Source organism: Streptomyces sp. NPDC002867 (assembly GCF_053591895.1).
On the sequence record NZ_JBSFUR010000011.1, the window covers coordinates 163641 to 187890 of the forward strand.

Annotated in this window: 22 protein-coding genes; 10 read left to right on the forward strand and 12 right to left on the reverse strand. The window is 72.5% G+C overall.

What is annotated here, in order from left to right:
* The first annotated feature begins 253 nt into the window (after positions 1-253).
* Both ACWD0A_RS14100 and ACWD0A_RS14105 read left to right on the forward strand, forming a co-directional pair.
* Positions 254-1165, forward strand: a complete 912-nt coding sequence (locus ACWD0A_RS14100; RefSeq protein WP_451297806.1) for a pseudouridine-5'-phosphate glycosidase — start codon at positions 254-256, stop codon at positions 1163-1165.
* 53 nt (positions 1166-1218) lie between these two features.
* Complete coding sequence (locus tag ACWD0A_RS14105; protein WP_451297876.1) at positions 1219-2109, forward strand: carbohydrate kinase family protein; 891 nt, start codon at positions 1219-1221, stop codon at positions 2107-2109.
* A gap of 10 nt (positions 2110-2119) precedes the next feature.
* Here ACWD0A_RS14105 and ACWD0A_RS14110 read toward each other — a convergent pair whose 3' ends face one another.
* Positions 2120-2758, reverse strand: a complete 639-nt coding sequence (locus ACWD0A_RS14110; protein WP_451297808.1) for a uridine kinase — start codon at positions 2756-2758, stop codon at positions 2120-2122.
* Between the two features lie 89 nt (positions 2759-2847).
* Positions 2848-3504: a winged helix-turn-helix transcriptional regulator gene (locus tag ACWD0A_RS14115; protein WP_451297810.1), complete on the reverse strand. Its 657-nt coding sequence runs from the start codon at positions 3502-3504 to the stop codon at positions 2848-2850.
* Positions 3505-3570: 66 nt separating this feature from the next.
* Between ACWD0A_RS14115 and ACWD0A_RS14120 the strand changes: the two genes are divergently transcribed.
* Together ACWD0A_RS14120 and ACWD0A_RS14125 are read left to right on the forward strand one after the other, a co-directional pair.
* Entirely contained in the window at positions 3571-4782 is a 1212-nt protein-coding gene (locus ACWD0A_RS14120; protein WP_451297812.1) for a pyridoxal phosphate-dependent aminotransferase, read from the forward strand.
* Between the two features lie 153 nt (positions 4783-4935).
* Positions 4936-5394: a hypothetical protein gene (locus ACWD0A_RS14125; protein WP_451297814.1), complete on the forward strand. Its 459-nt coding sequence runs from the start codon at positions 4936-4938 to the stop codon at positions 5392-5394.
* A 49-nt stretch (positions 5395-5443) separates the two neighbouring features.
* Here the strand turns inward: ACWD0A_RS14125 and ACWD0A_RS14130 are convergent, their stop codons facing one another.
* Positions 5444-6421, reverse strand: a complete 978-nt coding sequence (locus ACWD0A_RS14130) for a D-2-hydroxyacid dehydrogenase family protein (RefSeq protein WP_451297816.1) — start codon at positions 6419-6421, stop codon at positions 5444-5446.
* A gap of 35 nt (positions 6422-6456) precedes the next feature.
* Here ACWD0A_RS14130 and ACWD0A_RS14135 point away from each other — a divergent pair, with 35 nt between their 5' ends.
* The gene (locus tag ACWD0A_RS14135; RefSeq protein ID WP_451297818.1) at positions 6457-7176 is read left to right on the forward strand and encodes a DUF2293 domain-containing protein; all 720 of its coding nucleotides are present in this window, start codon (positions 6457-6459) and stop codon (positions 7174-7176) included.
* On the opposite strand, the gene ACWD0A_RS14140 is transcribed toward ACWD0A_RS14135, so the two are convergent.
* Entirely contained in the window at positions 7146-7805 is a 660-nt protein-coding gene (locus tag ACWD0A_RS14140; RefSeq protein WP_451297820.1) for a chaplin, read from the reverse strand. The genes ACWD0A_RS14135 and ACWD0A_RS14140 overlap by 31 nt on opposite strands.
* A 590-nt stretch (positions 7806-8395) precedes the next feature.
* Here ACWD0A_RS14140 and ACWD0A_RS14145 point away from each other — a divergent pair.
* Positions 8396-8866, forward strand: coding sequence for a DUF3574 domain-containing protein (locus ACWD0A_RS14145; RefSeq protein ID WP_451297822.1), 471 nt, complete (start codon positions 8396-8398; stop codon positions 8864-8866).
* Positions 8867-8896: 30 nt separating this feature from the next.
* Here ACWD0A_RS14145 and ACWD0A_RS14150 read toward each other — a convergent pair whose 3' ends face one another.
* From ACWD0A_RS14150 to ACWD0A_RS14165, 4 genes are all read right to left on the reverse strand, one after another.
* Positions 8897-10180 (reverse strand): SWIM zinc finger family protein, encoded by a 1284-nt coding sequence (locus ACWD0A_RS14150; RefSeq protein ID WP_451297824.1) that lies wholly within the window; start codon positions 10178-10180, stop codon positions 8897-8899.
* The gene (locus ACWD0A_RS14155) at positions 10177-13059 is read right to left on the reverse strand and encodes an SNF2-related protein (RefSeq protein ID WP_451297826.1); all 2883 of its coding nucleotides are present in this window, start codon (positions 13057-13059) and stop codon (positions 10177-10179) included. Before ACWD0A_RS14155 ends, ACWD0A_RS14150 begins: the two co-directional genes overlap by 4 nt.
* A gap of 182 nt (positions 13060-13241) precedes the next feature.
* Complete coding sequence (locus ACWD0A_RS14160; protein ID WP_451297828.1) at positions 13242-14303, reverse strand: SPFH domain-containing protein; 1062 nt, start codon at positions 14301-14303, stop codon at positions 13242-13244.
* 72 nt (positions 14304-14375) lie between these two features.
* Positions 14376-14831, reverse strand: a complete 456-nt coding sequence (locus ACWD0A_RS14165) for a DoxX family protein (protein WP_451297831.1) — start codon at positions 14829-14831, stop codon at positions 14376-14378.
* Positions 14832-14980: 149 nt separating this feature from the next.
* Here ACWD0A_RS14165 and ACWD0A_RS14170 point away from each other — a divergent pair, with 149 nt between their 5' ends.
* Positions 14981-15238 carry a DUF6343 family protein gene (locus tag ACWD0A_RS14170; protein WP_451297833.1) on the forward strand — a complete coding sequence of 86 codons (258 nt, stop codon included), beginning with the start codon at positions 14981-14983 and terminating at the stop codon, positions 15236-15238.
* Positions 15239-15290: 52 nt separating this feature from the next.
* Here ACWD0A_RS14170 and ACWD0A_RS14175 read toward each other — a convergent pair whose 3' ends face one another.
* From ACWD0A_RS14175 to ACWD0A_RS14185, 3 genes are all read right to left on the reverse strand, one after another.
* A complete protein-coding gene (locus ACWD0A_RS14175; protein WP_307716037.1) occupies positions 15291-15659 on the reverse strand; it encodes a tetratricopeptide repeat protein in 369 nt (122 codons plus the stop codon).
* Positions 15660-15737: 78 nt separating this feature from the next.
* Positions 15738-16343, reverse strand: coding sequence for a dephospho-CoA kinase (coaE, locus tag ACWD0A_RS14180; RefSeq protein WP_451297835.1), 606 nt, complete (start codon positions 16341-16343; stop codon positions 15738-15740).
* 51 nt (positions 16344-16394) lie between these two features.
* Positions 16395-17333: a PAC2 family protein gene (locus ACWD0A_RS14185; RefSeq protein ID WP_451297837.1), complete on the reverse strand. Its 939-nt coding sequence runs from the start codon at positions 17331-17333 to the stop codon at positions 16395-16397.
* Positions 17334-17583: 250 nt separating this feature from the next.
* Between ACWD0A_RS14185 and ACWD0A_RS14190 the strand changes: the two genes are divergently transcribed.
* Positions 17584-18543 carry a right-handed parallel beta-helix repeat-containing protein gene (locus tag ACWD0A_RS14190; RefSeq protein WP_451297839.1) on the forward strand — a complete coding sequence of 320 codons (960 nt, stop codon included), beginning with the start codon at positions 17584-17586 and terminating at the stop codon, positions 18541-18543.
* A gap of 105 nt (positions 18544-18648) precedes the next feature.
* Here ACWD0A_RS14190 and rpsA read toward each other — a convergent pair whose 3' ends face one another.
* Positions 18649-20142 (reverse strand): 30S ribosomal protein S1, encoded by a 1494-nt coding sequence (gene rpsA / locus ACWD0A_RS14195; protein WP_031072721.1) that lies wholly within the window; start codon positions 20140-20142, stop codon positions 18649-18651.
* A gap of 354 nt (positions 20143-20496) precedes the next feature.
* Here rpsA and ACWD0A_RS14200 point away from each other — a divergent pair, with 354 nt between their 5' ends.
* Together ACWD0A_RS14200 and ACWD0A_RS14205 are read left to right on the forward strand one after the other, a co-directional pair.
* A complete protein-coding gene (locus ACWD0A_RS14200) occupies positions 20497-21327 on the forward strand; it encodes a class I SAM-dependent methyltransferase (RefSeq protein ID WP_451297842.1) in 831 nt (276 codons plus the stop codon).
* Between the two features lie 230 nt (positions 21328-21557).
* Positions 21558-24215, forward strand: coding sequence for an ATP-dependent RNA helicase (locus tag ACWD0A_RS14205; protein ID WP_451297844.1), 2658 nt, complete (start codon positions 21558-21560; stop codon positions 24213-24215).
* Positions 24216-24250 lie beyond the last annotated feature (35 nt).

Consider the following 24250-nt stretch of genomic DNA (forward strand, 5'->3'; position numbering starts at 1 on the left):
GGCGGCGGGACGAGACGGGGCCCGTGCCGGAGGCCGGGACCGACCGGACGTCGCCCGGGGACAGCCCGTACGCCACCGTGCCGTCGTCCAGCCACGCCGCCCGCTCGTCCACGCTGCGCGGCTCGAGACGGTCGCGTAGAACCGGTTGTCGCGAGCGCACAGGTCGGACGGGAGCACGCGGCGCACGGCCGGGGCACCCGTGCGCCCCGCGGCCCACGTTTGGGCGACCCGCCGCCGTGCCAGGGATGGGGACATGGTGAAGACCGCGATAACGGTGTCCGAAGAGGTACGGGAGGCGCTCGACGCCGGCGCGCCCGTCGTCGCCCTGGAGTCGACGATCATCGCGCACGGACTGCCGCGCCCCCGCAACCTGACCGTGGCCGAAGAACTGGAGGCGCTGGTACGGGCCGAGGGAGCCGTGCCGGCCACGATCGCCGTGCTCGACGGGCGGGCGCACATCGGCCTGGGGAAGACCGAGTTGGAGCGCGTCGCCGGCGATCCGGACATGCGCAAGCTGGGCCACCGCGATCTGGCCCCCGCCCTCGCGACCGGGGCGAGCGGGGCGACGACGGTCTCCGCCACGGCGTTCCTCGCCGACCGGGCGGGCATCCCCGTCTTCGCGACGGGCGGGCTGGGCGGTGTGCACCGCGGCTGGACCGAGACGCAGGACGAGTCGGCCGACCTGCGACTGCTCGCGCAGGTCGGCCTCACCGTGGTGTGCGCGGGCGTCAAGTCGATCCTTGACGTCCCGGCCACCCTCCAGCGACTGGAGACGCTCGGGGTGGGCGTCGTCGGCTACGGGACCGACCGGTTCCCCGGCTTCTACCTGACGTCCTCGGGCGAACCGGTCGACTGGACCCTCCGCACCCCCGAGGAGGTCGCCGCGGTGATGCACGCCAAGGACCTGCTGGCCGAGCCGTACTCCGCCCTGGTCGTGGCGAATCCGGTGTCCGTCGAGGACCAGCTGGACCCCGCGCTGCACGACCGGGTGCTCGCACGGGCGCTCGGCGAGGCGCGGGAGGAGGGCGTCACCGGACAGGCCGTCACCCCCTTCCTGCTGGAACGGCTGATGCGCTACACCGAGGGCGCCTCGCTGGAGGCCAACCTGGCGGCGGTGCGGGGCAACGTGCGACTCGCCGCACGCATCGCAGCGGCGTACGCGTGACGGGCGGCACGAGGGCGCCCGGCCGGACGGGAGAGGCGGACGGGACCGGGCCGGTGGACGGCTCGCCGGGGCTGCTCGTCGTCGGGGACGTCGTCACGGACGTCGTGGCACGTCATCGGACGCCGCTCGCGCGAGGCACGGACACGGCCGCCCGTATCCGCATCCTGCCGGGCGGCGCGGGGGCCAACGTCTGTTGCTGGGCCGCCCTTTGGGGCTGCGCCGACGTGCGGCTGCTCGCCCGCGCGGGCGAGGCCGACGTGGCGTGGCACGCCGAGCGGCTGATGGCGGCGGGCGTGCGTCCGCTTCTGGTGCCCGACGCCGAGGCGCCGACCGCCACCGTCGTGGCCCTCGTCGACGAGGGCGCCGAGCGCACCTTCCTCACGGACAGCGGCGCGGTGCTGCGTCTGGGCCCCGAGGACTGGGCGCCGTCCCTGCTCGACGGGGTCGGGCATCTGCACCTGTCGGGCTACCTCCTGTTCTCCGCCGCGAGCATGCGGGCCGCCGGCCTGGCGATGCGTTCGGCACGGGAACGGGGCGTCCCGGTGAGCGTGGACCCGGCATCGGCGGGCTTCATCGCCGAAGTGGGCGTCGAGCACGTGCTGTCGGCCCTCGACGGCGCGGACGTCCTGTTCCCCAACGCGGACGAGGCCCGCCTCCTCACCGGCCTGCCCGACGCGGCGGACGCGGCGGCGAAGCTCAGCCGGATCGTGCCGCTCACGGTGGTGACGCTGGGCGGACGGGGCGCCCTGGTCGCCGAGTCGGGCCGGGTCACGGCACACGTCCCGGCCGGACCGGCCGAGGCGGTGGACACGACGGGGGCGGGGGACGCGTTCACGGGCGCCTTCCTCGCCGCGCGCCTCGCGGGGGCGGACGCCGCCACGGCAGCGGCGGAGGGCTGCCGGGCCGGTTCCAGGGCGGTGACGCTGGTCGGCGGTCGCCCGTGACGGAGCGGTCTCAGGGCAGTCCGCCCCAGGCGGGGTGGCGCGGATCGTCGGCGCGTACGAGGACGTCGGCCGATTCGGCGGGACGGACCTCGTCCTCGTACCGCGCGTACGCCGGCAGCGTCCAGCGCTCCCGCTCGTCGGTGCGGCGCTCCAGCGCGCCCGGCGAGAGCCGCAGATGCGCGGTCAGGTCGAAGGGGAACCAGTGGCCGAGCAGGAACGGCCCGTGCAGCACCAGCACACCGCCCGGGGGCAGTCGGACAGGCGCCGACCTGGTCGCGCGGTCCGTCGCCGGGTCCCACAGGTCCGGCAGCACCCGCCCGCTGCCGCCCGCCTCCAGAGGCCCGAAGACCTCGCGCCACAGCGCGCCCGTGTCGAACCAGGAGCCGTAGTACGCGTCGGGGTCCTCGCGACCGTACTCGTAGCGCAGCGACGCCGGCCGCAGAAAACCGCCCGTGCCGACGACGAGCACGCCACGTCCACGCAGCCGGAGCACCTCGCCGATGCGCTCCGCCAGTTCACCGGGCCGGGCGGCGGGTGCGCCGTCGACTCCGACGCGCAGCCAGGGGCTGCCGTCTTGAGCGGTGGTCGTCAGCACCCGCTCGGCCACGGCCTCCGCGAGCCGCTCCCAGGTGATCGCTTCCAGTCGCACGGCCCCATCATCACCCGGGCGAGAACCGCACCGTCGGCGCGGTGGCGACATCGTGCGACGCGGCAGCGGCGTGGCCGGCTCCGTCCCCCTCAGGCCCCCGGCACCCCGACGAGCGCCGCGTCGCCCTCCGCCTTGATCCGGCCGGCCCGTACGCCCTCCTCGACCGTCAGGTCCCCGCTGCCGATCGCGACGCAGGTCTCGGCGTCGAGGGTCAGGCACACGTCGGGCGCGTCGGCGGGCCCGTCACCGTACGGGGAGGTCTCGGCGTCCCCCAGCCGCAGATGGAACACCCCCTCGTCCAGCCTCACTTCGACCACCCCCGCCCTTCCCCGCGCCTGGAGAGCGCGCAGCAGCGGGATGGCGAACCAGTGCGCGCGGACGGCGTCGGTGGGTCTGCACTCGGCGAGGTCCGGTGCGCCCCATCCGGCCAGTGCGGTCAGGACGGGCAGCAGGCCCCGTCCCCGTTCGGTCAGCTCGTAGACGTACGCGGCCGACGGCGGCGGCAGCCGGCGTCGGGTCGCCAGGCCGTCCCGCTCCATGTCCTTCAGCCGGGTCGCCAGGACGTCGGTGCTGACACCCGGCAGGTCGGCGTGCAGGTCGGTGTAGCGGCGGGGACCGGCCAGCAGCTCCCGGACGACGAGCAGCGTCCAGCGGTCGCCGACCGCGTCCAGGGCGCGGGCTGCGGCGCAGTACTGGTCATAGCTCCGGCGGCGCGTCTCACGTGGCATGCGACGCAGTCTAGACATGTTGTTGGACTTTCCAAGCTCGAACTTGGTAAAACCAAGTACACGATTGAGCCCTGGAGGCACGGCATGGAGTTCCGGCAGTCGAGCAAGCTCAGCGAGGTCTGCTACGAGATCCGCGGTCCGGTGATAGAACACGCCAACGCGCTGGAGGAGGCGGGCCACAGCGTCCTGCGGCTGAACACCGGCAACCCCGCGCTCTTCGGCTTCGAGGCGCCGGAGGAGATCGTCCAGGACATGATCCGGATGCTGCCCCAGGCCCACGGGTACACCGACTCGCGCGGCATCCTCTCGGCCCGCCGCGCGGTCGCCCAGCGCTACCAGGCCATGGGTCTCGCCGATGTCGACGTCGACGACGTCTTCCTCGGCAACGGTGTCTCCGAACTGGTCTCGATGGCTGTCCAGGCGCTCCTGGAGGACGGCGACGAAGTGCTCATCCCGGCCCCGGACTTCCCGCTGTGGACCGCCGTGACCACGCTCGCGGGCGGCACAGCGGTGCACTACCTGTGCGACGAGGAGTCCGACTGGTACCCGGACCTCGACGACATGGCGTCCAAGATCACCGATCGCACCCGGGCCGTCGTCATCATCAACCCGAACAACCCCACCGGCGCGGTCTACCCGCGCGAGGTCGTGGAGGGCATCCTCGACCTGGCCCGCCGCCACCAGCTGATGGTGTTCGCCGACGAGATCTACGACCGGATCGTGTACGACGACGCGGTGCACCACCCCGCCGCCGCGCTCGCCCCCGACCTCGTCGTCCTCACCTTCTGCGGCCTGTCCAAGACGTACCGCGTCGCCGGTTTCCGCTCCGGCTGGCTCGTCGTCTCCGGCCCGCGGCAGCACGCCCGCAACTATCTCGAGGGCCTGACGATGCTGGCCTCGATGCGGCTGTGCGCCAACGCGCCCGCCCAGTACGCCATCCAGGCCGCACTCGGTGGCCGGCAGTCCATCCACGAACTGGTGGCGCCCGGCGGCAGGCTCCACGAGCAGCGCGACCGTGCGTGGGAGAAGCTGAACGAGATCCCGGGCGTCTCCTGCGTCAAGCCCAAGGGCGCGCTCTACGCCTTCCCCCGGCTGGACCCGAAGGTCCACCCGATCCATGACGACGAGAAGTTCGTCCTGGACCTGCTGCTGCGCGAGAAGATCCAGGTCGTCCAGGGCACGGGCTTCAACTGGCCCCGCCCCGACCACTTCCGGATCCTCACCCTGCCGCACGCCGACGACCTCGACGCCGCGATCAGCCGCATCGGCCGCTTCCTGAGCGGCTACCGCCAGTAGGCCGAGTGGCACGACTGCTGCGGCGTGACGGCCGGACCTTTCTCTTGACGCCGTTGTCCACTGCGATGATCTGATGGGTTCCGCCACCGGGCGAAGCCGGCCACCACGGCCCGCGCCCGCCCCCACGATTCACCGCAGCTCTGGAGCGCGCACATGTGGACAGCCGTCATCGCCGTCATCGGCACTCTGCTCGGATCGGTGGCGACGCACCTGTTCCAGCGCCAGACGGCCGAGCGCAGCGCCGCCCTCGCCCGCGCGGAGCAGCTGCGCCAGGAACGGATCACGGCGTACAGCGCCTTCGCCGGGGCCCTCGTCGACTACCGGCGCGGCCAGAACGACCGCTGGCACCGGGCGAAGGAGGCCCCGGGCAGCGCCGCCGCCGAGGAGGCGCGCATCGACTCGTACCGGCTGCGTTCCAGCGCCCATCAGGCGCTGATCCGGGTGCAGTTGGTGTGCGACGACGCGCAGGCGCTGGACCTGGCCGCCGCCGCCTTCGAGGTCACGAACTGCATGCACGAGGCGCCGGACGAGGGGGACCGCGCGCAGCGTTCGGAGCAGGCGCGCGAGACGCTGTCCGAGTTCATCGGCGCCGCGGCGCCCGGCGTGCGCTAGAGGCCCCGGCCCGGACGGCGGGCGGCGACGCGGCCCGCCCGGTCGCTTCTCAGACCCGTGCCGCCGGTTCCGCGAGCGTACGGACGGGGCTGCCGGCGAGGTAGGCGGCGATGTCCTCGACCGCCTGCCGGAAGTACCCCTCGTAGTTGCGCCGTGTGACGTATCCGAGGTGGGGCAGGCCCAGGAAGTTCGGCGCGGTGCGCAGCGGGTCGTCGGCCGGCAGCGGCTCTTGGGCGAACACGTCGGAGCCGGCGCCCGCGATCCACCCCTCACGCAGCGCCTGCACCAGGGCCGCCTGGTCGACGATCGCGGCCCGCGAGGTGTTGACCAGGTAGGCGGTGCGGCGCATCCGCCTGAGCTCACGGGCGCCGATCAGCCCGCGTGTGTGGTCGGAGAGTTGCAGGTGCACCGAGACGAAGTCCCCCGCCTCGAGGAGCTCTTCGAGCGACGCCGCCCGCTCCACGCCGTGTTCCGCTGCCCGCTCGTCCGTGAGATGGCGGCTCCACGCCATGACGTCCATGCCGAAGGCCTGACCGACCCGGGCGACCTTGGCGCCGATCTTCCCGAGACCGACCAGGGCGAGCCGGCTGCCGTGCAGATCCGTGCCGAGGGTGGACTGCCACGGTCCGCCTTCCCGCAGCGCCGTGCCCTCCGCCGTCACATGCCGGGCGAGCCCCAGGATGAGCGCCCAGGTCAGCTCGGCGGGCGGCTCGGAGTTGCTGGCCGTTCCGCAGACGGTGACGCCGTGGCGCGCCGCCGCTTCGAGGTCGATGGAGGCGTTGCGCATGCCCGAGGTGATCAGGAGCTTCAGCCGCGGCAGCCGTGCGAGCAGCGACGCGGTGACAGGTGTCCGCTCGCGCATCACGACGAGGATCTCGCAGTCGCCCGCTTCGGCGGCGAGAGCCTCTTCCGAGGTGAAGTGCCCCTGGAGGGAGCGGACTTCGACGGAACCGGCGAGTGAGGACCAGTCGGCCAGGGTGAGCGCGACGTCCTGGTAGTCGTCGAGCACGGCACAGTGAAGCGTCATGGGAGCGGAGCGTATCTGCTGGGTACGCTGCCGATATGGACCTGGTGGTCGTCCAGCCGCTCAGGGGGAGGCACTGCGGGGAGTGCCGCCAAGGGCCGCTGGAGATGCATGTGCTGGAGTCCGGTGTCCCGGTCTGCCTGGACTGCGCTGATCTGGGGCACCTGGTGTATCTGCCGCGGGGCAGAGCGGCCCTCACCCGCCGTGCGCGAGAAGGCAGTTCGCTGTTCGCGGTCGTGGTCCGCCTCAACCGCCGCCACAGCCGTTACGAGCGCCAGGGACTGCTGGTCGAGGAGGCCGCGCTCGCCTGCGCGGAGTCGGCCTGTCTGGCCGACGCGGAGGCGCGGGCCCGTCGGCGTGCCCGGGACGCCGAGCGCCGGGCGGCTGAGGACGTGCGGTTCACCGCGACCCTGACGGCGGAGATCCTGCGGCTGTTCCCCCTGTGTCCCCCCGAGCGGGCCGCCGGCATCGCGGCGCACGCGTCGGTGCGCGGCAGCGGCCGGGTGGGGAGGACCGCGGCCGGCCGGTCCCTGGACGAAGGAGCGGTCACGGCCGCGGTCAGGGCGTCGGTACGGCACCTCGACACCGAGTACGACGCCCTGCTCGCGGCCGGAGTCGACCGCCACCAGGCACGGGTCCGGGTGGCGGCGGACATCGATGCCGTCCTGGAGTCGTGGCGGGCCTCATCGGGAGACGCGCCCCGGACTGCGGACGGTGGTGCGGAGCGTCAGACCTGGGCGGGGCGGAAGCGGCGGTAGAGCACCACACCACCGAGCACCATGGCCGCGCCCGCCGACGCGGCGAACGCCGACGTGGCGGCGCCGGTCTCGGCGAGCGACCCGCCGGCCGCCTTCGGGGCGAAGGCCCGGTCGGACGGCTTCTGCGACTGGGCGGCCTTCGGCGGCGTTGCGGCCTTCACGGGCGGCTTGCCGGACACGTTCGTCGAGGTGTTCCCGTCGGCCGGGTTGCCGATGCCGACGACGTTAACGGAGTTGCCGGTGACGTTGACCGGGACCTCGACGGGCAGCTGGACGCCGTTGCCCGACAGGATGCCCGGCGAGCCTGCGGTGTCGCCGTCGGCGACGGCACCGCCGGAACTGTGCGAGGCGCCGCTCTGCGCGCCTGACTGCCCGCCGCCCGAGGACGAGACGTTGGCACAAGAATTGCCCGCCGCCGGGTTGAGCAGCCCGACGACATTGACGGTGTTGCCGCAGACGTTGACCGGGACGTCGACGGGCAGTTGCACCGCGTTGCCGGACAGTACGCCGGGTGATCCGACGGCGGCGCCGTCCGCGTTCGAGTCGGCGTGCGCATAGCCGGTGGCCATGGCCAGCGCGCCACCCGTGAGCATCACGGTGGCCAGGCCCTTTCGGTGAACCTGCCTCATGGGCTCCCTGCCTTCAGGAGAGAATCGCGGGGCACTCGCCCGCACCGGAATTAACGTCACGAGGCCTCATCGGTTCTGCCGTTTGAGGTATTCACCCATTCGGGCGCGTGAGGCTTCGAACGCACGATGCCCCACGGCCCGCGCGCCGGTGGGTCGGGTCTCGTGCCGCTGGATGCCCTGTCCTTCCTTGCCACGCGTCAGCTCCGGCCGCTTCGCGGCGAGTTCGGCGACGAGGGGAACGTCCAGCGCCGGTGGCCGGCGGTCCTCATGAGCTCCCGGCCGCTGTCATGGGTCATCGCGGTGCAGCCGGAGATCACGAGATCGGCCGGCCGCTCGGGCGATCCGGGCGAGGGCTGCCGGCCGGTGTTCCGGACCTTGCGCTCATGCGGGTGGTTTCCGGACGACGTAGGTGATCCACCCGCCGCGGCACCGGGCGCGCTTGCCACAGTGAGGCCGTCCGCCGCCGGGCCGTGCGGCGCCGCGCCTGCGGCTCCGGGTCACGGCGCGGCGGCCCTGTCGCCGCGGTCCGAACCGAACGAAGGGATCATCCGTTGTCCTCCCCGAACCCGTCGCGCCCCCACGCCCGCTCCGTGAAGCACCGGACGCTGCTCACCGCCCTGGGCACCGTCATCGCCGTACTCGCGGTCGCCGCGCCCACCGCCCGGGACGGACTCGACGGCGAGCGGACCGTGTCCATCGCCTCCTCCGCCACCACCCAGGTGCAACGCGGCGAACGCTACGTCGAGACACGGCTGTTCTTCGGCACCGAGCGCCCCGACGGCGGCCCGGCCGTGACGGACGCGCAGTTCATGTCCTTCATCGACCGCCATGTGACGCCGGGCTTCCCCGACGGTCTCACGATCCAGGAGGGCAGCGGGCAGTGGCGCGACTCCAACGGCACGATCGAGCGAGAGCGTTCGTACGAACTGACCCTGCTCTACCCGGCCACCGAGGCGCGTCAGCGTGATCCGTTCATCGAGGCTGTTCGCGAGGCGTACGTGAAGGCGTACGCGCAGGATTCGGTGGCGCGGCTCGACGAACCGACGCTCGCGGACTTCTGAGCGCGGGGCCGGGCGACGGCTGGAGGGGGATCATCCGCCCACCAGTGTCGTGAGAGCTCCGACGGGGTCCGTGTCGGGGGTGCCGCGAGGCCACCAGTCCTCGCGGTCGGGGTCCGACTCGTAGCCGTACCAGAGTCCGTCGCGCCCGAGGCGGAGCTGGAGGGAGCGCGAGGAGAGGTGGTTGCGCCAGGGGCGGAAGTGCGGGAAGTCGGCCGCGGCGAGGGCGGGCCTCGCCCGGTCGAAGGGTCCGGCGGGCGGGTCCCAGGGCTCCTCCAGGACGCGCAGCGCGGCCAGTCCTCCCTGACGCCAGGCGGCCACGGCCCGGGCCAGGTCGGTGGGGGTGCGGTCGGCCGCTGCGGCGAGGTCGCGGTAGAGCGCGCGGGTGGAGGCGGTCAGTCCGGAGCCGGGGTGCGCGGCGGCCAGGCGGACCGCATCCTGCCACGGTGTGAGCCGGGCGACGGGGTCCTTGCCGGTGGCGAGGAGGGTGTGGGCGCGGGCCACCGCCTCACCCGCGAGGAGGTCGAGGGCGAGCGGGTCGGGGGCGCCGGGCGCGTGCGGATAGGCGGGCGGACGTCCGGGCCGGGCGGGGAGCGGGAACGGCGCCGGCAGCGGTGGCCGCGCCCGCTCGGCGACCGCCTCGTGGGCGGGCACGGTGGTGACGGGGGCCTCGGCCGCTGCAGCGGCGCGCTCTGCCGCGGAACGGGTCGCGTTGCGGTGGGACAGGGAGGAGAGGATGTCCCGCTCGCCCCGGCCGCGCATCAGGAAGAGGACGAACGGGTCCTCGTCGAGCAGTCTGGCCGTCTGGTAGCACAGGGCGGCCGCGTGCTTGCAGGGGTAGCCGTTGTCGGGGCAGGAGCAGTCGGGGATCAGGTCGCCGGGTGTGGGCAGCAGGTCGGCGGCATCCGCCAGGGCGTGGGGGACGTCCTTGTCGAGCAGTGCGGCGATGTGGTCCGGGCGTGCCGAGGCGGCGGCGAGGAAGTCGTCCCAGTCGTCGTCGGCGAGGGTGCGCAGCCGGATCTCGGTGCGGTACGGGCGCGGTCTGCTGCCGTGGACGTACGCCGTGACCCGGCCGGGTGTGACGGTGATCGACGCGACGTTGCCCCGGCCGGCGTAGGCGCGGCCGCGCTCCAGGCGGGCGCGGTCGAGGGCCGTGTCCTCGAGTGCCTCCACCCAGGCGTTGCCCCACCAGGTGGAGGCGATCTCCTCACCCTGGACAGGATCGAGGGCGGGGAACGTGCGGCGCAGGTCGTCGTGGCGGGGGTCGGTGCGGGCAGTGGACCTGTGGCCGGGGCGCGGCCGCATGGGCGGGCTCATGACGGCCTCCTCAGCGAAACCAGGTCGGCGAGCTCGCGGTCGGTCAGCTCGGTCAGCGCGGCCTCGCCGGAACCGAGCACCGCGTCCGCCAAGGCTCGTTTGGAGGCGAGCATTTCGGCGATCCGGTCCTCGACGGTGCCCTCGGCGATGAGCCGGTGGACCTGCACGGGCTGTGTCTGGCCGATGCGGTAGGCCCGGTCGGTCGCCTGCTCCTCAACCGCTGGATTCCACCAGCGGTCGAAGTGGACGACGTGCCCCGCTCTCGTGAGGTTGAGCCCGGTGCCCGCCGCTTTGAGGGACAGGATGAACACCGGCGCCTCGCCCGACTGGAAGCGGTCGACCATCCGCTCCCGCTCCGCCACCGGGGTGCCGCCGTGCAGCAGCTGGCTTGGGATCGCCCGGGTCGCCAGATGGTCCGAGAGCAGGCGGGCCATGGCGACGTACTGGGTGAAGACGAGGACGGAGCCGTCCTCCGACAGGATGGTCTCGAGCAGCTCGTCGAGGAGGGCGAGCTTGCCGGATCGGCCCGAGAGCCTGGGCGAGCCGGTGCCGTGGCCGTGTCCCGGGGCGTGCTCCTTGAGGAACTGGGCGGGGTGGTTGCAGATCTGCTTCAGCGCGGTCAGCAGCTTCATCACCAGGCCGCGGCGGGCCATGCCCTCCGCGCCCTCGATGGCCGCCATGGCCTCGCGCACCACCGCCTCGTACAGCGACGCCTGTTCACGGGTGAGCGGGACGGGATGGTCGGTCTCGGTCTTCGGCGGCAGCTCCGGCACGATGCCCGGGTCGGACTTCCTGCGGCGCAGGAGGAACGGCCGCACCAGGCGGGCGAGGCGCTCGGCCGCCTCCGCGTCCTCGCCGTTCTCGACGATGCGGGCGTGCCGGGCCCGGAACGCCTTGAGGGGCCCGAGCAGGCCGGGCGTCGTCCAGTCCAGCAGCGCCCACAGCTCGGAGAGGTTGTTCTCCACGGGCGTGCCGGTGAGGGCGACTCGCGCGGGCGCGGGAATCGTGCGCAGCGCCTTGGCGGTCGCGGAGAAGGGGTTCTTCACGTGCTGGGCCTCGTCGGCGACGACCATGCCCCAGGGGTGGCCGGCGAGCAGCTCCGCGCTGGTGCGCATCGTGCCGTACGTGGTGAGGACGAAGCCGCCGCCGGAGGCCGGCAGGATGCGGTCGGCGCCGTGGAAGCGGCGCACGGGGACGCCGGGCGCGAACCGCGCGATCTCCCTCTGCCAGTTGCCGAGGAGGGAGGCCGGGCAGACGACAAGGGTCGCCTCCCTGCGCGCTCTCCGCAGGTGCAGGGCGATGACGGTGACGGTCTTGCCGAGGCCCATGTCGTCGGCCAGGCAGCCGCCGAGGCCGAGTGAGGTCATCAGGTCCAGCCAGGCCAGGCCACGCAGCTGGTAGTCGCGGAGGGTGGCGGCGAGACCGTCCGGTGGGCTCACGGGGTCCGAGGCCGCGGTGAGCCGGTCCCGCAGTGCGGCGAGTGCCCCGGTCGGCACGGCCTCGACCGTCTCCCCCTCCACCTCTGCCGTACCGGTCAGCGCCACGGCCAGCGCGTCGACCGGCTCCAGCAGCCCCAACTCGCGCTTGCGCGCCTTGCGGACGAGGTCGGGGTCCACCACCACCCACCGGTCGCGCAGCCGCACGATGGGCCGGTGGGACTCGGCCAGCGCGTCCATCTCGCCCTCGGTCAGCGGGTCGCCGTCCAGGGCCAACTGCCAGGTGAACCTGAGCAGTTCCTCGCTGTCGAAGAACGGCGTGCCGTCGGTCGCCGAGCCGGGCGCGGGCCGCACGGCGGCGGCCGCGCTGAGCGACCGCGCGAGCTCCTTCGGCCAGTGCACGTCCACACCTGCCGCGTCCAGACGCGCGGCCCCGGGTCCCAGCAGTTCGTACAGCTCGTCCTCGGTGAGAGGAAGGACGTCCGGCACGTCCATCTCCAGCAGCCGGGTGAGCGGCGCCCAGACACGAGCGGCGCGGCGCAGCGCCAGCATCGCGTCGATCCGTGCCCGCGGCCCGAACTGCTCGTCCCCGCCCCCGGCCCACAGCCGGACCGCGTCGATGACGAGGGTCGGGTCGGCGAGGCTGTGCACCTGCACCAGCGCGGCCCCGGCGCTGCGCCGGGCCCCGTCCTCCTCGGCCAGGTCGAAGAGCTCGAACGCGGAGAGGTCGAGGCGCAGCGATACCCGTACGCCCGCGTCCATGCCCGCGGCGGCCTCCGCCGCCCACTCACGCGCGTCGGGCAGATGCTGCCCCCCGGTTGCGGCGAACGGCGCGCCCGCGGCGTGCGCGGCAGCCGGTGTGCGCGGCAGCGTGTCGGCGACCGCGTCGAAGAACTGCCGCACCAGCGCCTCGGGCTCGGGCAGGGACAACGGCCGCGCCCTCGGGACGGGGGTGGCATGCGCCTCGTACGGCATGGCGGCCGCGATGGCACGCAGCTGGGCGATGTCGTCCGCGTCGAGCGGACCGGCCCGCCACGCGTCGTGGTCCGTCGCGGTCAGGCCCGGCATGACGCGGCCGCGCGCCACGAGGTGGAGCGCGTGCAGGGCGGCGGCGCCCCAGCAGGCGGCTGCGGGGTGGGCGAGGGGGTCGTGGCGGGCCTGCATGAGCAACGGGACGGCATCCTCGACGGAGAGCGTCCGCGCGGGGACGGTGCGGCTCCGGACCCCGTCACCGCGCGTGCCGCTCGTGCGGCTGTCCTCCCCGTCCACGCCGACGACGGTGAGCTCGCCGTCGGCGCCGGGGACTTCGGCGCCGTCCGGATCCCAGAAGGCGACCCGGCCCTCGCGGGGCAGGGCCCCGGGCAGGAAGACTGCCGCGCAGCGCAGTAGCGGGCGCGCCAGGTCAGGGGGCGTCTCGGTGGAGAGCGCAAGGTTCGGGGCCATGGGTCACCTCCTCCCGCAGGTCGGCAGCAACGTAGGAGTCACTGGCTCTACGACCTTACGGGCGGGGTCTGACAATCGACGCCGCTACCGGCCTGACCTGCGCGTTCACCCTGAAGCGCAGACGGCCGTGCCCGGGCGCCGCAGCCGCGACGGGCCGCACCCACCCGAGCCCGTGCCTGCGCTCAGCCGGCAGCGGTGTGCGTCGTGGGCGGCGGGGCCTCGCTGCCGAACGGCTCCTCGGCCGGCGGAGCGCCGCGCTGCTCCTGGACCTGTCCCTCCGTCGGGCCGGCCCCGTCGGTCGGCTCCTCGGTCGCACCGGGCACGGGGAGCCCGCCGCGGACGCCGGGGGCAGCGGAGAGGGCGGAGGCGTCAGAGCCCTCGGGCGCGCCCGACCCGCTCGCCACGTCCGGTGGGACAGACTCGGGCGCGGTGCCGCCTGCCGTCACCTCCGGCTTCGGCGCAGCGGCCTGGTCCGCCGGACCGGGCTGCTGAGCACGCTCCAGGAAGCGCAGCAGCTCCACGGGGAACGGCAGAACCAGCGTGGAGTTCTTCTCCGCCGCGACGGCGACCACGGTCTGGAGCAGTCGCAGTTGCAGGGCGGCGGGCTGCTTGGACATCTCCCCCGCGGCCTCAGCCAGCTTCTTCGACGCCTGGAGCTCGGCGTCCGCGTTGATGACCCGGGCCCTGCGCTCGCGGTCGGCCTCGGCCTGCCGCGCCATCGACCGCTTCATGGCCTCGGGCAGCGACACGTCCTTGATCTCCACGCGGTCGATCTGGACGCCCCACCCGACGGCGGGGCTGTCGATCATCAACTCGAGCCCCTGGTTGAGCTTTTCGCGGTTGGAGAGCAGATCGTCGAGGTCGCTCTTGCCGATGATGGAACGCAGTGAGGTCTGCGCCATCTGCGATACCGCGAAGCGGTAGTCCTCGACCTCGACGATGGCGTTGACCGCGTCGACGACCCGGAAGTAGACGACCGCGTCCACGCGCACTGTCACGTTGTCCCGGGTGATGCCCTCCTGGGCGGGGACCGGCATGGTGACGATCTGCATGTTCACTTTGTACATCCGGTCGATCGCCGGAACGATCAAGGTGAACCCCGGCGACCGCACTTCCCTGCGCAGCCGCCCGAGCCTGAGGACCACGCCCCGCTCGTACTGCTTGACCACCCGGGCGGCCGCCATCGCGTAGGCGACGCATCCCGTCAGGGCGGCGGTGCCGGCCACCACCAGCTCCTCGACCATGGGGGCACCCCCTGTCGTCGGGCCGCAGATTGCATTACCACCGTATGACCGTTATGCCCCGAGGACGAGCCCTCATCCACGGGTGCCGGCCGACGGCCTGCGCAGCACTATGGCGACCAGCCGCGCGGTGCGGTCGCGGCGGACGCGCGCCACGATCGCGAGGAGGACGAAGAAGATCACGGGGGTGATCGCGTACTGGCCGTCGAACACGGTGATCTGGGTGACGAAGGCACCGATCATCAGGCCCATCAGGGCGATCGCGGAGACACCGGAGAGGACGGGGATCACGAGCGCGACGGCGCCCGCGAGCTCCAGACCACCGACCAGGTACATGTACCAGTCGCCGTACCCGATCTTGTCGAAGCTCTCGGTCGCCGAGGCATGGGCAACGAGCTTCGGTGCCGCGCCGGCGATCGCGAAGAACACGGCGAGGACGATCTGCAGGACGCGGACCGCGATGTCCGTGCGGCGGCCGGTCGGCGGGGAGACGGCAGCGCTGGTCGTGGTGGTGGTCGTCGTGACGGACATCGTGATCTCCTCGGTGAGGCGTGTGCAGTGTCACCGGGTCTGACTGCTTCCGCCCCCAGGACTCATCGCCGTCGCCCCGAGTTCTCGGCCCGTCGCGTTGACAGCTTTTCGCCGAGCGGGTGCACGCTGGAGGTGGAGATGCGACTGCCATGCGTACTGGGAACGAACCGATCACCGCGCGAAGCCCGCTGCGTCTGCGGCTCTGGCTCGGCATCTGGGGTCTGATCTGGACGGCCTCCGGCACCGCTGCCTTCGCCTGGGCGGCCCGTCCGGGCTGGGCCGCCGCGTGCGGCACGTTGTTCCTGGTCGTCGCCGTGGATGTGGTGATGATCGTCCGCCACATCCGGCAGGGACCGCACTATCAGCCCGGGCGGGACGTTCCTCCGTACGAACCGGACCACGGCTGACGTACGGTGCCGGCGGCGCTGCGGACAGGCGTGGGTAATCAGCGACCTGGGGTCAGGAATCGCCGTCGAAGCGGGCTGCCCGGAGGTACTCCGGATTGGGGTCCAGCGCCGCCGCCAGGCGGAAATGCCGCTTCGCCTGCTCGGGCCGTCCGGAGCGCTCGAAGGTGCGGGCCAGCGCGAAGTGGGCGAAGGCGTTGTCCGGCTCCCGCTCCAGGACGAGCTCGAATTCGAGCTCGGCGGGCCGCAGTTGCGCCGCGGCGAAGAAGGCCCTTGCGCGCAGCAGCCGGGCGGCGGTGTTCTCCGGGTGGGCGGCGATCACGGAGTCGAGGAGCTTCACGGCGCCACGCGGATCTCGCGCGGCCAGCAACTGCTCGGCCGCGCGATAGTCGATGACATGCGTCTCCGGGTTGCTGTTGGGCACGCTGCGATCCTTCCCCTTGCTGTCCGGTTCCAACACCGCCTGGCGGCAGCGGTATTCCGGACAGCACGCGGGCGGCGGCTACCGCGCGGCGGACGCCCTGCGGGTGAGGTCGTCCCACACCTTGCGGACCTGCGGTTCCAGCTCCTCGAGCGGCCCGTCGTTCTCGATCACGAGGTCGGCGATCTCCCTCCGCTGTTCGCGGGTCGCCTGCGCCGCCATCCGCGCCCGCGCATCGGCCTCGCTCATACCGCGCAGCCGTACCAGCCGGTCGAGCTGGGTCTCGGGCGCCGCGTCCACCACGACGACCAGGTCGTACAGCGATGCCAGGCCGTTTTCGGCGAGCAGCGGTACGTCGTGGACCACCACGGCGTCCGGCCCTGCGGCGGCCTCCAGCTCACGGGAGCGTGCGCCGACCAGCGGGTGGACGATCGCGTTCAGGGTGGCGAGCCGCTCGGGGTCGTTGAAGACGATCGCCCCGAGCCGGGGCCGGTCCAGCGTGCCCTCGGGCGTCAGGATCTCCGCCCCGAAGGCGTCGACAACGGCGGCGAGCCCCTCAGTGCCGGGCTCGACCACCTCGCGTGCGATCTTGTCGGCATCCACGAGCACCGCGCCGTACGAAGCGAGAAGCCGGGACACTTCGCTCTTTCCGGCGCCGATTCCACCGGTGAGGCCCACTTTCAGCATGCGCGCAGCCTACGCGAGCGCCGCGTTCCTCCTCCTCGGGCCCCGCCCCGGCTACGCGTCCCCCTCCCGCTCGGCGAGGAACCGCTCGAATTCGCGGCCGATCTCGTCGGCGGAGGGCAGCTCGACCGGCTCGGCGACCAGGCTGCCCCTGGTCTCGGCGCCGGCCATCGCGTCGTACTGGTGCTCAAGTCCCTGGACGAGCGCCACGAGCTCCTCGTCGCCCTCGCCGATCTGCCTCTCGATCTCCGTCTGGGTGCGGTGCGCCTCGGTACGCAGCGAATGCGCGACTCCAGGGAGGACCAGACCGGTCGCGGCAGTGATCGCTTCGAGCGCGGTGAGCGCGGCGTCCGGATATGCGGAGCGCGCGACGTAGTGCGGGACGTGGGCTGCGACGCCGAGCACGTCGTGGCCCGCCTCCATGAGGCGGTACTCGATGAGCGACTCGGCACTGCCCGGCACCTGGGCCTCGTCGAAGGGGCTGCGGTGGCCCGGCATGAGGTCCGTGCGGTTGCCGTGCGGAGTGAGGCCGACGGGGCGGGTGTGCGGGACGCCCATGGGGATGCCGTGGAAGTTGACGGAGAGGCGTACGCCGAGCCGTTCGACGATCTGCCTCACCGCCACCGCGAAACGCTCCCACTCGACGTCCGGCTCGGGCCCCGACAGCAGGAGGAACGGCGCACCCGTGGCGTCCTGGACGAGCCGCACCTCCAGGGAGGGCGTGTCGTAGCCGCTCCAGCGGTCGCGGCGGAAGGTCAGCAGCGGGCGGCGGGCGCGGTAGTCCACCAGCCTGTCGTGGTCGAAGCGCGCCACCACCTGATGGGGAAGCGATGCGAGCAGGCTGTCGACGATCTGCTCGCCGGTCTCGCCCGCGTCGATGTAGCCGTCGAAGTGGTACAGCATGACCAGGCCGGCCGACTCCTGCGCAAGCGCCACGTCGACGACCGCGAGGCCCTTGGGCTCCCATTCGTACAAACCCTGCGGATCAAGCACGATTACCGCTCCTCCTCGTCTCCGTGAGGAAGAACGTCTGCTGGCGCCAGGTCATTCCCGCTCCGCCCGGCGAACGGCGCTCTGTGCCCGGTCAGTTCACGGCACACCGAGAACACCTCGGCTTCTGGTACAGACCTTGACACCCCCTGGGGCCGTCTCTAGCGTCTGCGGGCAATACCTGTTCATGAGCGCGTCCATCGTCCATGTACGAGAACGCTCTGACTCCGGTTCCTCACGGGAAGGCACCCCCATGCGTACCCGAAACCTCCTCCCCGCGCTGATGGCCTCCGCCATCGTCGCCGGGGGTCTGTCCCCGCTCGCCGCGCCCGCCGAGGCAGCCACGGTCATCGACGTGGACACGGCGGCCGAGCTCAAGGCCGCCCTGACCGCCGCTCGTCCGGACGACACGATCCAGCTCGCCGACGGCACGTACACCGGCAACTTCAGGACCACTGTGGACGGCTCCTCCAGTGCCCGGATCACCCTGACCGGCTCGCCCATGGCCGTGCTCAAGGCCGGCGGCGGCTATGGCCTGCACCTCAACGGCGCGTCGTACTGGACGGTCAAGGGCATCACCGTCACCGGCGGCCAGAAGGGCATCATGACGGACACGGCGGACGACGTGGTCATCGACTCCGTGACGGTGCACGGCCTGGACATGGAGGGCGTCCACTTCCGCAGTTCCAGCCGCAACGGCGTGATCAGGAACTCGCGGATCTACGACACCGGCAACGACGGCCGGGGCATGGGCGAGGGCGTCTACGTCGGCTCGGCGGGCGGCACCTCGGACAGGAGCGACAACGCCCAGATCCTCCACAACACCATCGGCCCGGACGTCGGCGGCGAGGCCATCGACATCAAGGAGGGCACGACCGGCGCGAGGATCATCGGCAACACCTTCGACGGCCGGGGTCTGACGGGCGCCCACTACGACGACTCCTGGGTCGACGTGAAGGGCAACAAGGTCCTGGTCGAGAACAACACCGGCAAGAACACCACCAACAACGGCTTCGAGACCCACACCCAGCAGTCGGGCTGGGGGTGCGGCACGGTCTTCCGCGGCAACCGCTCCGACCTGACAGGTACCACGGGCTCGAAGCAGCTGGCCATCAACGTCACCAACCACAGCACGAGCTGTCCGACCACGGTGTACGCGAACAACACCGTCACCGGCGGCAAGGGACTGACGAACATCCCCGTCACCCCGTAGGCTCCGCCGCTCGTCCGAACCGGGTGGTCCCGGGAACGCGGTAAGGCCCGCTCCCCATGGGGGGCGGGCCTTACGTCAGCTGTTCAGCAGCGCGGGGTCAAAGCCTCAGCTCTGGCCGCCGGCCAGCTTCTCGCGCAGGGCGGCCAGCGCCTCGTCCGACGCCAGGGCGCCGGAGTTGTCGTCCGACTCCGAGGAGTACGAACCGCCGGTCGGCGCGGCGGCCGGAGCGGCGGCGCCACCCTCGGCAGCAGCGGCCTCGTCGGCCTCGCGGGACTTGATGACCTGAGCCTGGTGCTGCTCGAAGCGCTGCTGCGCCTCGGCGTACTGGGTCTCCCACGCCTCGCGCTGGGCCTCGTAGCCCGGCAGCCAGTCGTTGGTCTCCGGGTCGAAGCCCTCGGGGTAGATGTAGTTGCCCTGGTCGTCGTAGGACGCGGCCATGCCGTACAGGGTCGGGTCGAACTCGACCGAGGCCGGGTCGGCACCGAAGGACTCGTTGGCCTGCTTCAGCGAGAGGCTGATGCGACGACGCTCGAGGTCGATGTCGATGACCTTGACGAAGATCTCGTCGTTGACCTGGACGACCTGCTCCGGGATCTCCACGTGGCGCTCGGCCAGCTCGGAGATGTGGACCAGACCCTCGATGCCCTCGTCGACGCGGACGAACGCACCGAACGGAACGAGCTTGGTGACCTTACCCGGGACGACCTGACCGATCTGGTGGGTCCGGGCGAACTGCTGCCACGGGTCCTCCTGCGTCGCCTTCAGCGACAGGGAGACGCGCTCGCGGTCCATGTCCACGTCGAGAACCTCGACGGTGACCTCCTGGCCGACCTCGACAACCTCGGACGGGTGGTCGATGTGCTTCCAGGACAGCTCGGACACGTGGACGAGACCGTCGACGCCGCCCAGGTCCACGAAGGCACCGAAGTTGACGATCGAGGAAACGACGCCGGAGCGGACCTGCCCCTTCTGCAGGGTGGTGAGGAAGGTCTGGCGAACCTCGGACTGGGTCTGCTCGAGCCAGGCGCGGCGGGACAGGACCACGTTGTTGCGGTTCTTGTCCAGCTCGATGATCTTGGCCTCGAGCTCCTTGCCCACGTAGGGCTGGAGGTCGCGGACACGACGCATCTCGACGAGGGAGGCCGGCAGGAAGCCACGGAGGCCGATGTCGAGGATGAGACCACCCTTGACGACCTCGATGACGGTGCCGGTGACGATGCCGTCCTCTTCCTTGATCTTCTCGATGGTGCCCCAGGCACGCTCGTACTGGGCGCGCTTCTTCGAGAGGATCAGGCGGCCTTCCTTGTCCTCCTTCTGGAGAACCAGGGCCTCGATCTCGTCGCCGACCTTGACGACCTCGTTCGGGTCGACGTCGTGCTTGATCGAGAGCTCGCGGCTCGGGATGACACCTTCGGTCTTGTAACCGATGTCGAGCAGGACCTCGTCCCGGTCGACCTTCACGATGACGCCGTCGACGATGTCGCCGTCGTTGAAGTACTTGATCGTCTCGTCGATCGCGGCGAGGAAGGCTTCCTCGTTACCGATGTCGTTGACCGCAACCTGCGGGGTGGTGGCGGTGGTCTCGGTGCTGCTCGTCATGTGGGAAAGGGCTCCGGTACGGACATTGAAGTCGTAGGTACTGCTACGCCGAGAGCCCGTATCGCAGCTGCAGAAGACCGGACAGCCTAGGAAGCGCCGACCAGGATTCCGGAGGCGCCTCGTGAACCGAGGGGACATACATACAGATGCGAGCGCGGCCTGCTCCGTCTGAGGCGCGCAGGCCCGCAGCGCAACTTGTAGCATACGGGGGCAGCCGGACACGGTCAATGCGCGAAGCCGCACACCCGGGGCGGAACGTCGCATACCCGGCACAACTAATGTTTGCCGAGGCCACAATGGCCTCGTATCGAGCCCCTCCGAGGGCGCGGTACGCAAACTACAACGACGGTGACGATGAGCCAAGAATTCGAACCGGAAGCCACCCGCCGTGACGCCGGGGACGCGGAGAGCAGCCGGGCAAGCCGTGGCTGGTGGGACCGGAACGCCGACGAGTACCAGCAGGACCACGGCGCCTTCCTGGGCGACGACCGCTTCGTCTGGGGCCCCGAGGGGCTCGACGAGGCGGAGGCAGGACTGCTCGGCCCCGCCGGGTCGCTGAAGGGACTCGACGTCCTGGAGATCGGTGCCGGCGCGGCGCAGTGCTCGCGCTGGCTGGCCGCTCAGGGCGCGCGGCCCGTGGCCATGGACCTCTCCCACCGCCAGTTGCAGCACGCCCTGCGCATCGGAGGGGACGTCCCGCTCGTGGAGGCGGACGCGGGGACGCTCCCCTTCCGGGACGACTCTTTCGACCTGGCCTGCTCCGCCTACGGCGCGGTGCCCTTCGTAGCGGACCCCGTACGGGTCTTCCGCGAGGTCAGGCGGGTGCTGCGGCCGGGCGGGCGCTGGGTCTTCTCGGTGACGCATCCGATCCGGTGGGCCTTTCCCGACGAGCCCGGACCCGAGGGGCTTTCGGTGGCCGCCTCGTACTTCGACCGCACTCCGTACGTCGAGCAGGACGAGGAGGGCCGCGCCCTCTACGTCGAGCACCACCGCACGCTCGGCGACCGGGTGCGCGACGTGGTCGCGGGCGGCTTCCGGCTGGTGGACCTGGTCGAGCCGGAGTGGCCGGCGTGGAACAGCCAGGAATGGGGCGGCTGGTCGCCTCTGCGGGGGAACCTGATCCCGGGAACCGCCATCTTCGTCTGCGAGCGGAACGAGGCGGAGGCTCCGCCGGTCACAGGCTGAGGGACTGAGCGGTCGGCCGGAAGGCAGCAGGCGCACGACGGAGCGACTGCGGCGGCCCCGGCCGGCCGGCAGCGGCGGCGCCGATCCGTGGCAGCGGCGGTGCCGGTCGGAGGCCGCGGCTGCCGTCGGACCGCCCGCTTACCGACCCACGCTTGTCATATGAACACATGAGTGGCGCTGCCTGTGGACAACCCGGAACGGCGCGCGGCGGTCCGTACAAGACTGATGGCGTGATCCGAACCGAAGCTGTCGACCGCCTTCCCGTCCGCCATGCCGTGCCCGAGCTGCTGACCGCGCTCGACGAGCGCGGCACGGCTGTCCTGCACGCCCCGCCGGGCACCGGCAAGACGACGCTCGTGCCGCTGGCGCTCGCGGGATTCATAGGGAACGGCCCTCAGCGCCGGGTGCTGGTCGCCGAGCCGCGCAGGATGGCCGTGCGGGCCGCGGCGCGCCGTATGGCGTGGCTGCTGGGGCAGGAGCTCGGCGACGGCGTCGGGTTCTCGGTCCGCGGTGAGCGGAGGACCGGTCCCCGCACGCGGGTCGAGGTGGTCACCACGGGCGTGCTGCTCCAGCGGTTGCAGCGCGACCCGGAACTGCCGGGCGTCGACGTGGTCCTGCTCGACGAGTGCCACGAGCGGCATCTGGACGCGGACACCGCGCTCGCCTTTTTGGTGGACGTGCGTGCGACGCTGCGCCCGGAGCTGCGTCTGATCGCGGCGTCGGCGACGAGCGACGCGGAGGCGTGGTCCGAGCTGCTGACCCGGCTCGACGGCTCGGAGCCCGCGCCTGTGGTCCGCAGCGAAGGTCAGGGACACGGGGCAGAGGTGCGCTTCGCGCCGCCGCCCGCCGGTGTCCGCCCGGCGCACGGCACGTGGGTCGATCCGCAGCTGCTTCGCCATGTGGCTGCCACCGTGCGGCAGGCGCTCGACCGTCACGAGGGTGACGTCCTCTGCTTCCTGCCGGGCACGGGCGAGATCGCGCGCACGGCCGGGATGCTCGACGGAGTGGACGCCGAGGTCCTTCAGCTGCACGGACGGGCGCCGGCGGCTGTGCAGGAAGCGGTGCTGCGCGGGGGCGACCGGCGGCGGGTGGTGCTGGCGACTTCGGTCGCCGAGTCCAGCCTGACCGTGCCTGGTGTGCGGATCGTCGTCGACTCGGGCCTGGCCCGGGAGCCGCGGGTCGATCACGCACGGGGGCTGGGCTCGCTGGCGACGGTGCCGGTGTCCGTGGCCGGGGCGACGCAGCGGCTGGGCCGGGCGGGCCGGGAGGCGTTCGGCACGGTGTACCGCTGCTGGTCGGAAGCGGACGACGTCCGGCGACCGCGCCACCCCTCCCCTGAGATCAAGATCGCCGATCTCGCGTCCTTCGCGCTCCGGACGGCCTGTTGGGGCGACCCGGAGGCGGGCGGTCTCGCCCTGCTGGACGCGCCTCCGGCAGGCGCGATGGCCGCGGCGCGGTCGGTCCTGCATGCCATCGGCGCCGTGGACGACAGCGGCCGGGCGACGGAGCGCGGGATGCGCATGGCACGGCTCGGCGTCCATCCCCGGCTGGCGCGCGCTCTGCTCGACGGTGCACCGGAGGTCGGCGCACGGCGCGCGGCGGAGATCGTGGCGGTACTGAGCGAGGAGCCGCCGCGCGAGTACGGCGACGACCTCGCGGCGGCGTGGCGTACGGCGCGGCGTGGCGGCGACGCCTACGGCGCACGCTGGCGGGCCGAGGCGGACCGGCTGATGTCGTCGCTGTCGGCGGCGGACCGCCCGGAGCCGGGGAAGGCGATCGAAGGGGCCGGCGACCGGGCGGGCGGGAGACGGGCAGCGGGGCAGACCTTCGTCGGCCTCGGCACGGACGGAGGCGAGTCTGCGGCCGGAGGCCGAGCCGGAGCCGGAGCCATGGGGCAGGACGCCGCCGCGGGGCTCGTCGCTGCCCTCGCCTTCCCTGAGCGGGTGGCGAAGGCGCGCGGTGAGCGGTCGTTCCTCATGGTCTCCGGCACCGGGGCCGAGGTCGACGAGTCCTCGGGCCTGCGACGGGCTCCGTGGCTGGCCGTCGCGGTCGCCGACCGGCCCGCGCATGCGGCCTCCGCGCGGGTGCGGCTGGCGGCGGTCGTCGACGAGGAGGCGGCGCGTGCGGCCGCTTCTCATCTGCTGTCGGAACGGGAGGAGGTGCACTGGGAGGACGGGGACGTCGTCGCCCGGCGGGTGGAGCGTCTGGGCGCGGTGGAGTTGTCCGTACGGCCGCTGGGGGACGCCGATCCGGGCCTCGTGCGACAGGCGCTGCTGGACGGCCTGAGCAGGGAAGGGCCCGCTCTGCTGCACTGGACCCGTGAGGCGCACGGGCTGCGGGAGCGGCTTGCGTTCCTGCACCGCGTGCTGGGGGCGCCATGGCCGGACGTCTCGGATGCCGCACTGGTGGAACGGGCCGGGGACTGGCTGGAGCCCGAGTTGTCCCGGGCCGCGCGGCGGGCGGACCTCGGCCGCATCCGGGCCGGCGAGGCCCTGCAGCGTCTGCTGCCGTGGGCGACAGGCGACGCGGCGCGACTGGAGGAACTGGCGCCGGAGCGGATCGAGGTGCCGAGCGGGTCACGGATACGGGTCGAGTACGGCGGCGAGCAGCCGGTGCTGGCCGTGAAGCTCCAGGAGTTGTTCGGTCTGCGGGAGACACCGAAGATCGCGGGCGTGCCCGTGGTGGTGCACCTGCTGTCCCCGGCAGGGCGGCCTGCCGCGGTCACGGCGGACCTGGCCTCGTTCTGGCGTGACGGGTACCGCTCCGTGCGGGCGGAGCTGCGGGGGCGCTACCCCAAGCATCCGTGGCCCGAGGACCCGGCGACGGCCGAGCCCACCCGGCACACGAAGGCCCGGGCGACGCGCTCGTCGCCCGGGACGCGGATGTGATGACGGACCGGATCGGGCGGAGGACGCAGCTCAGG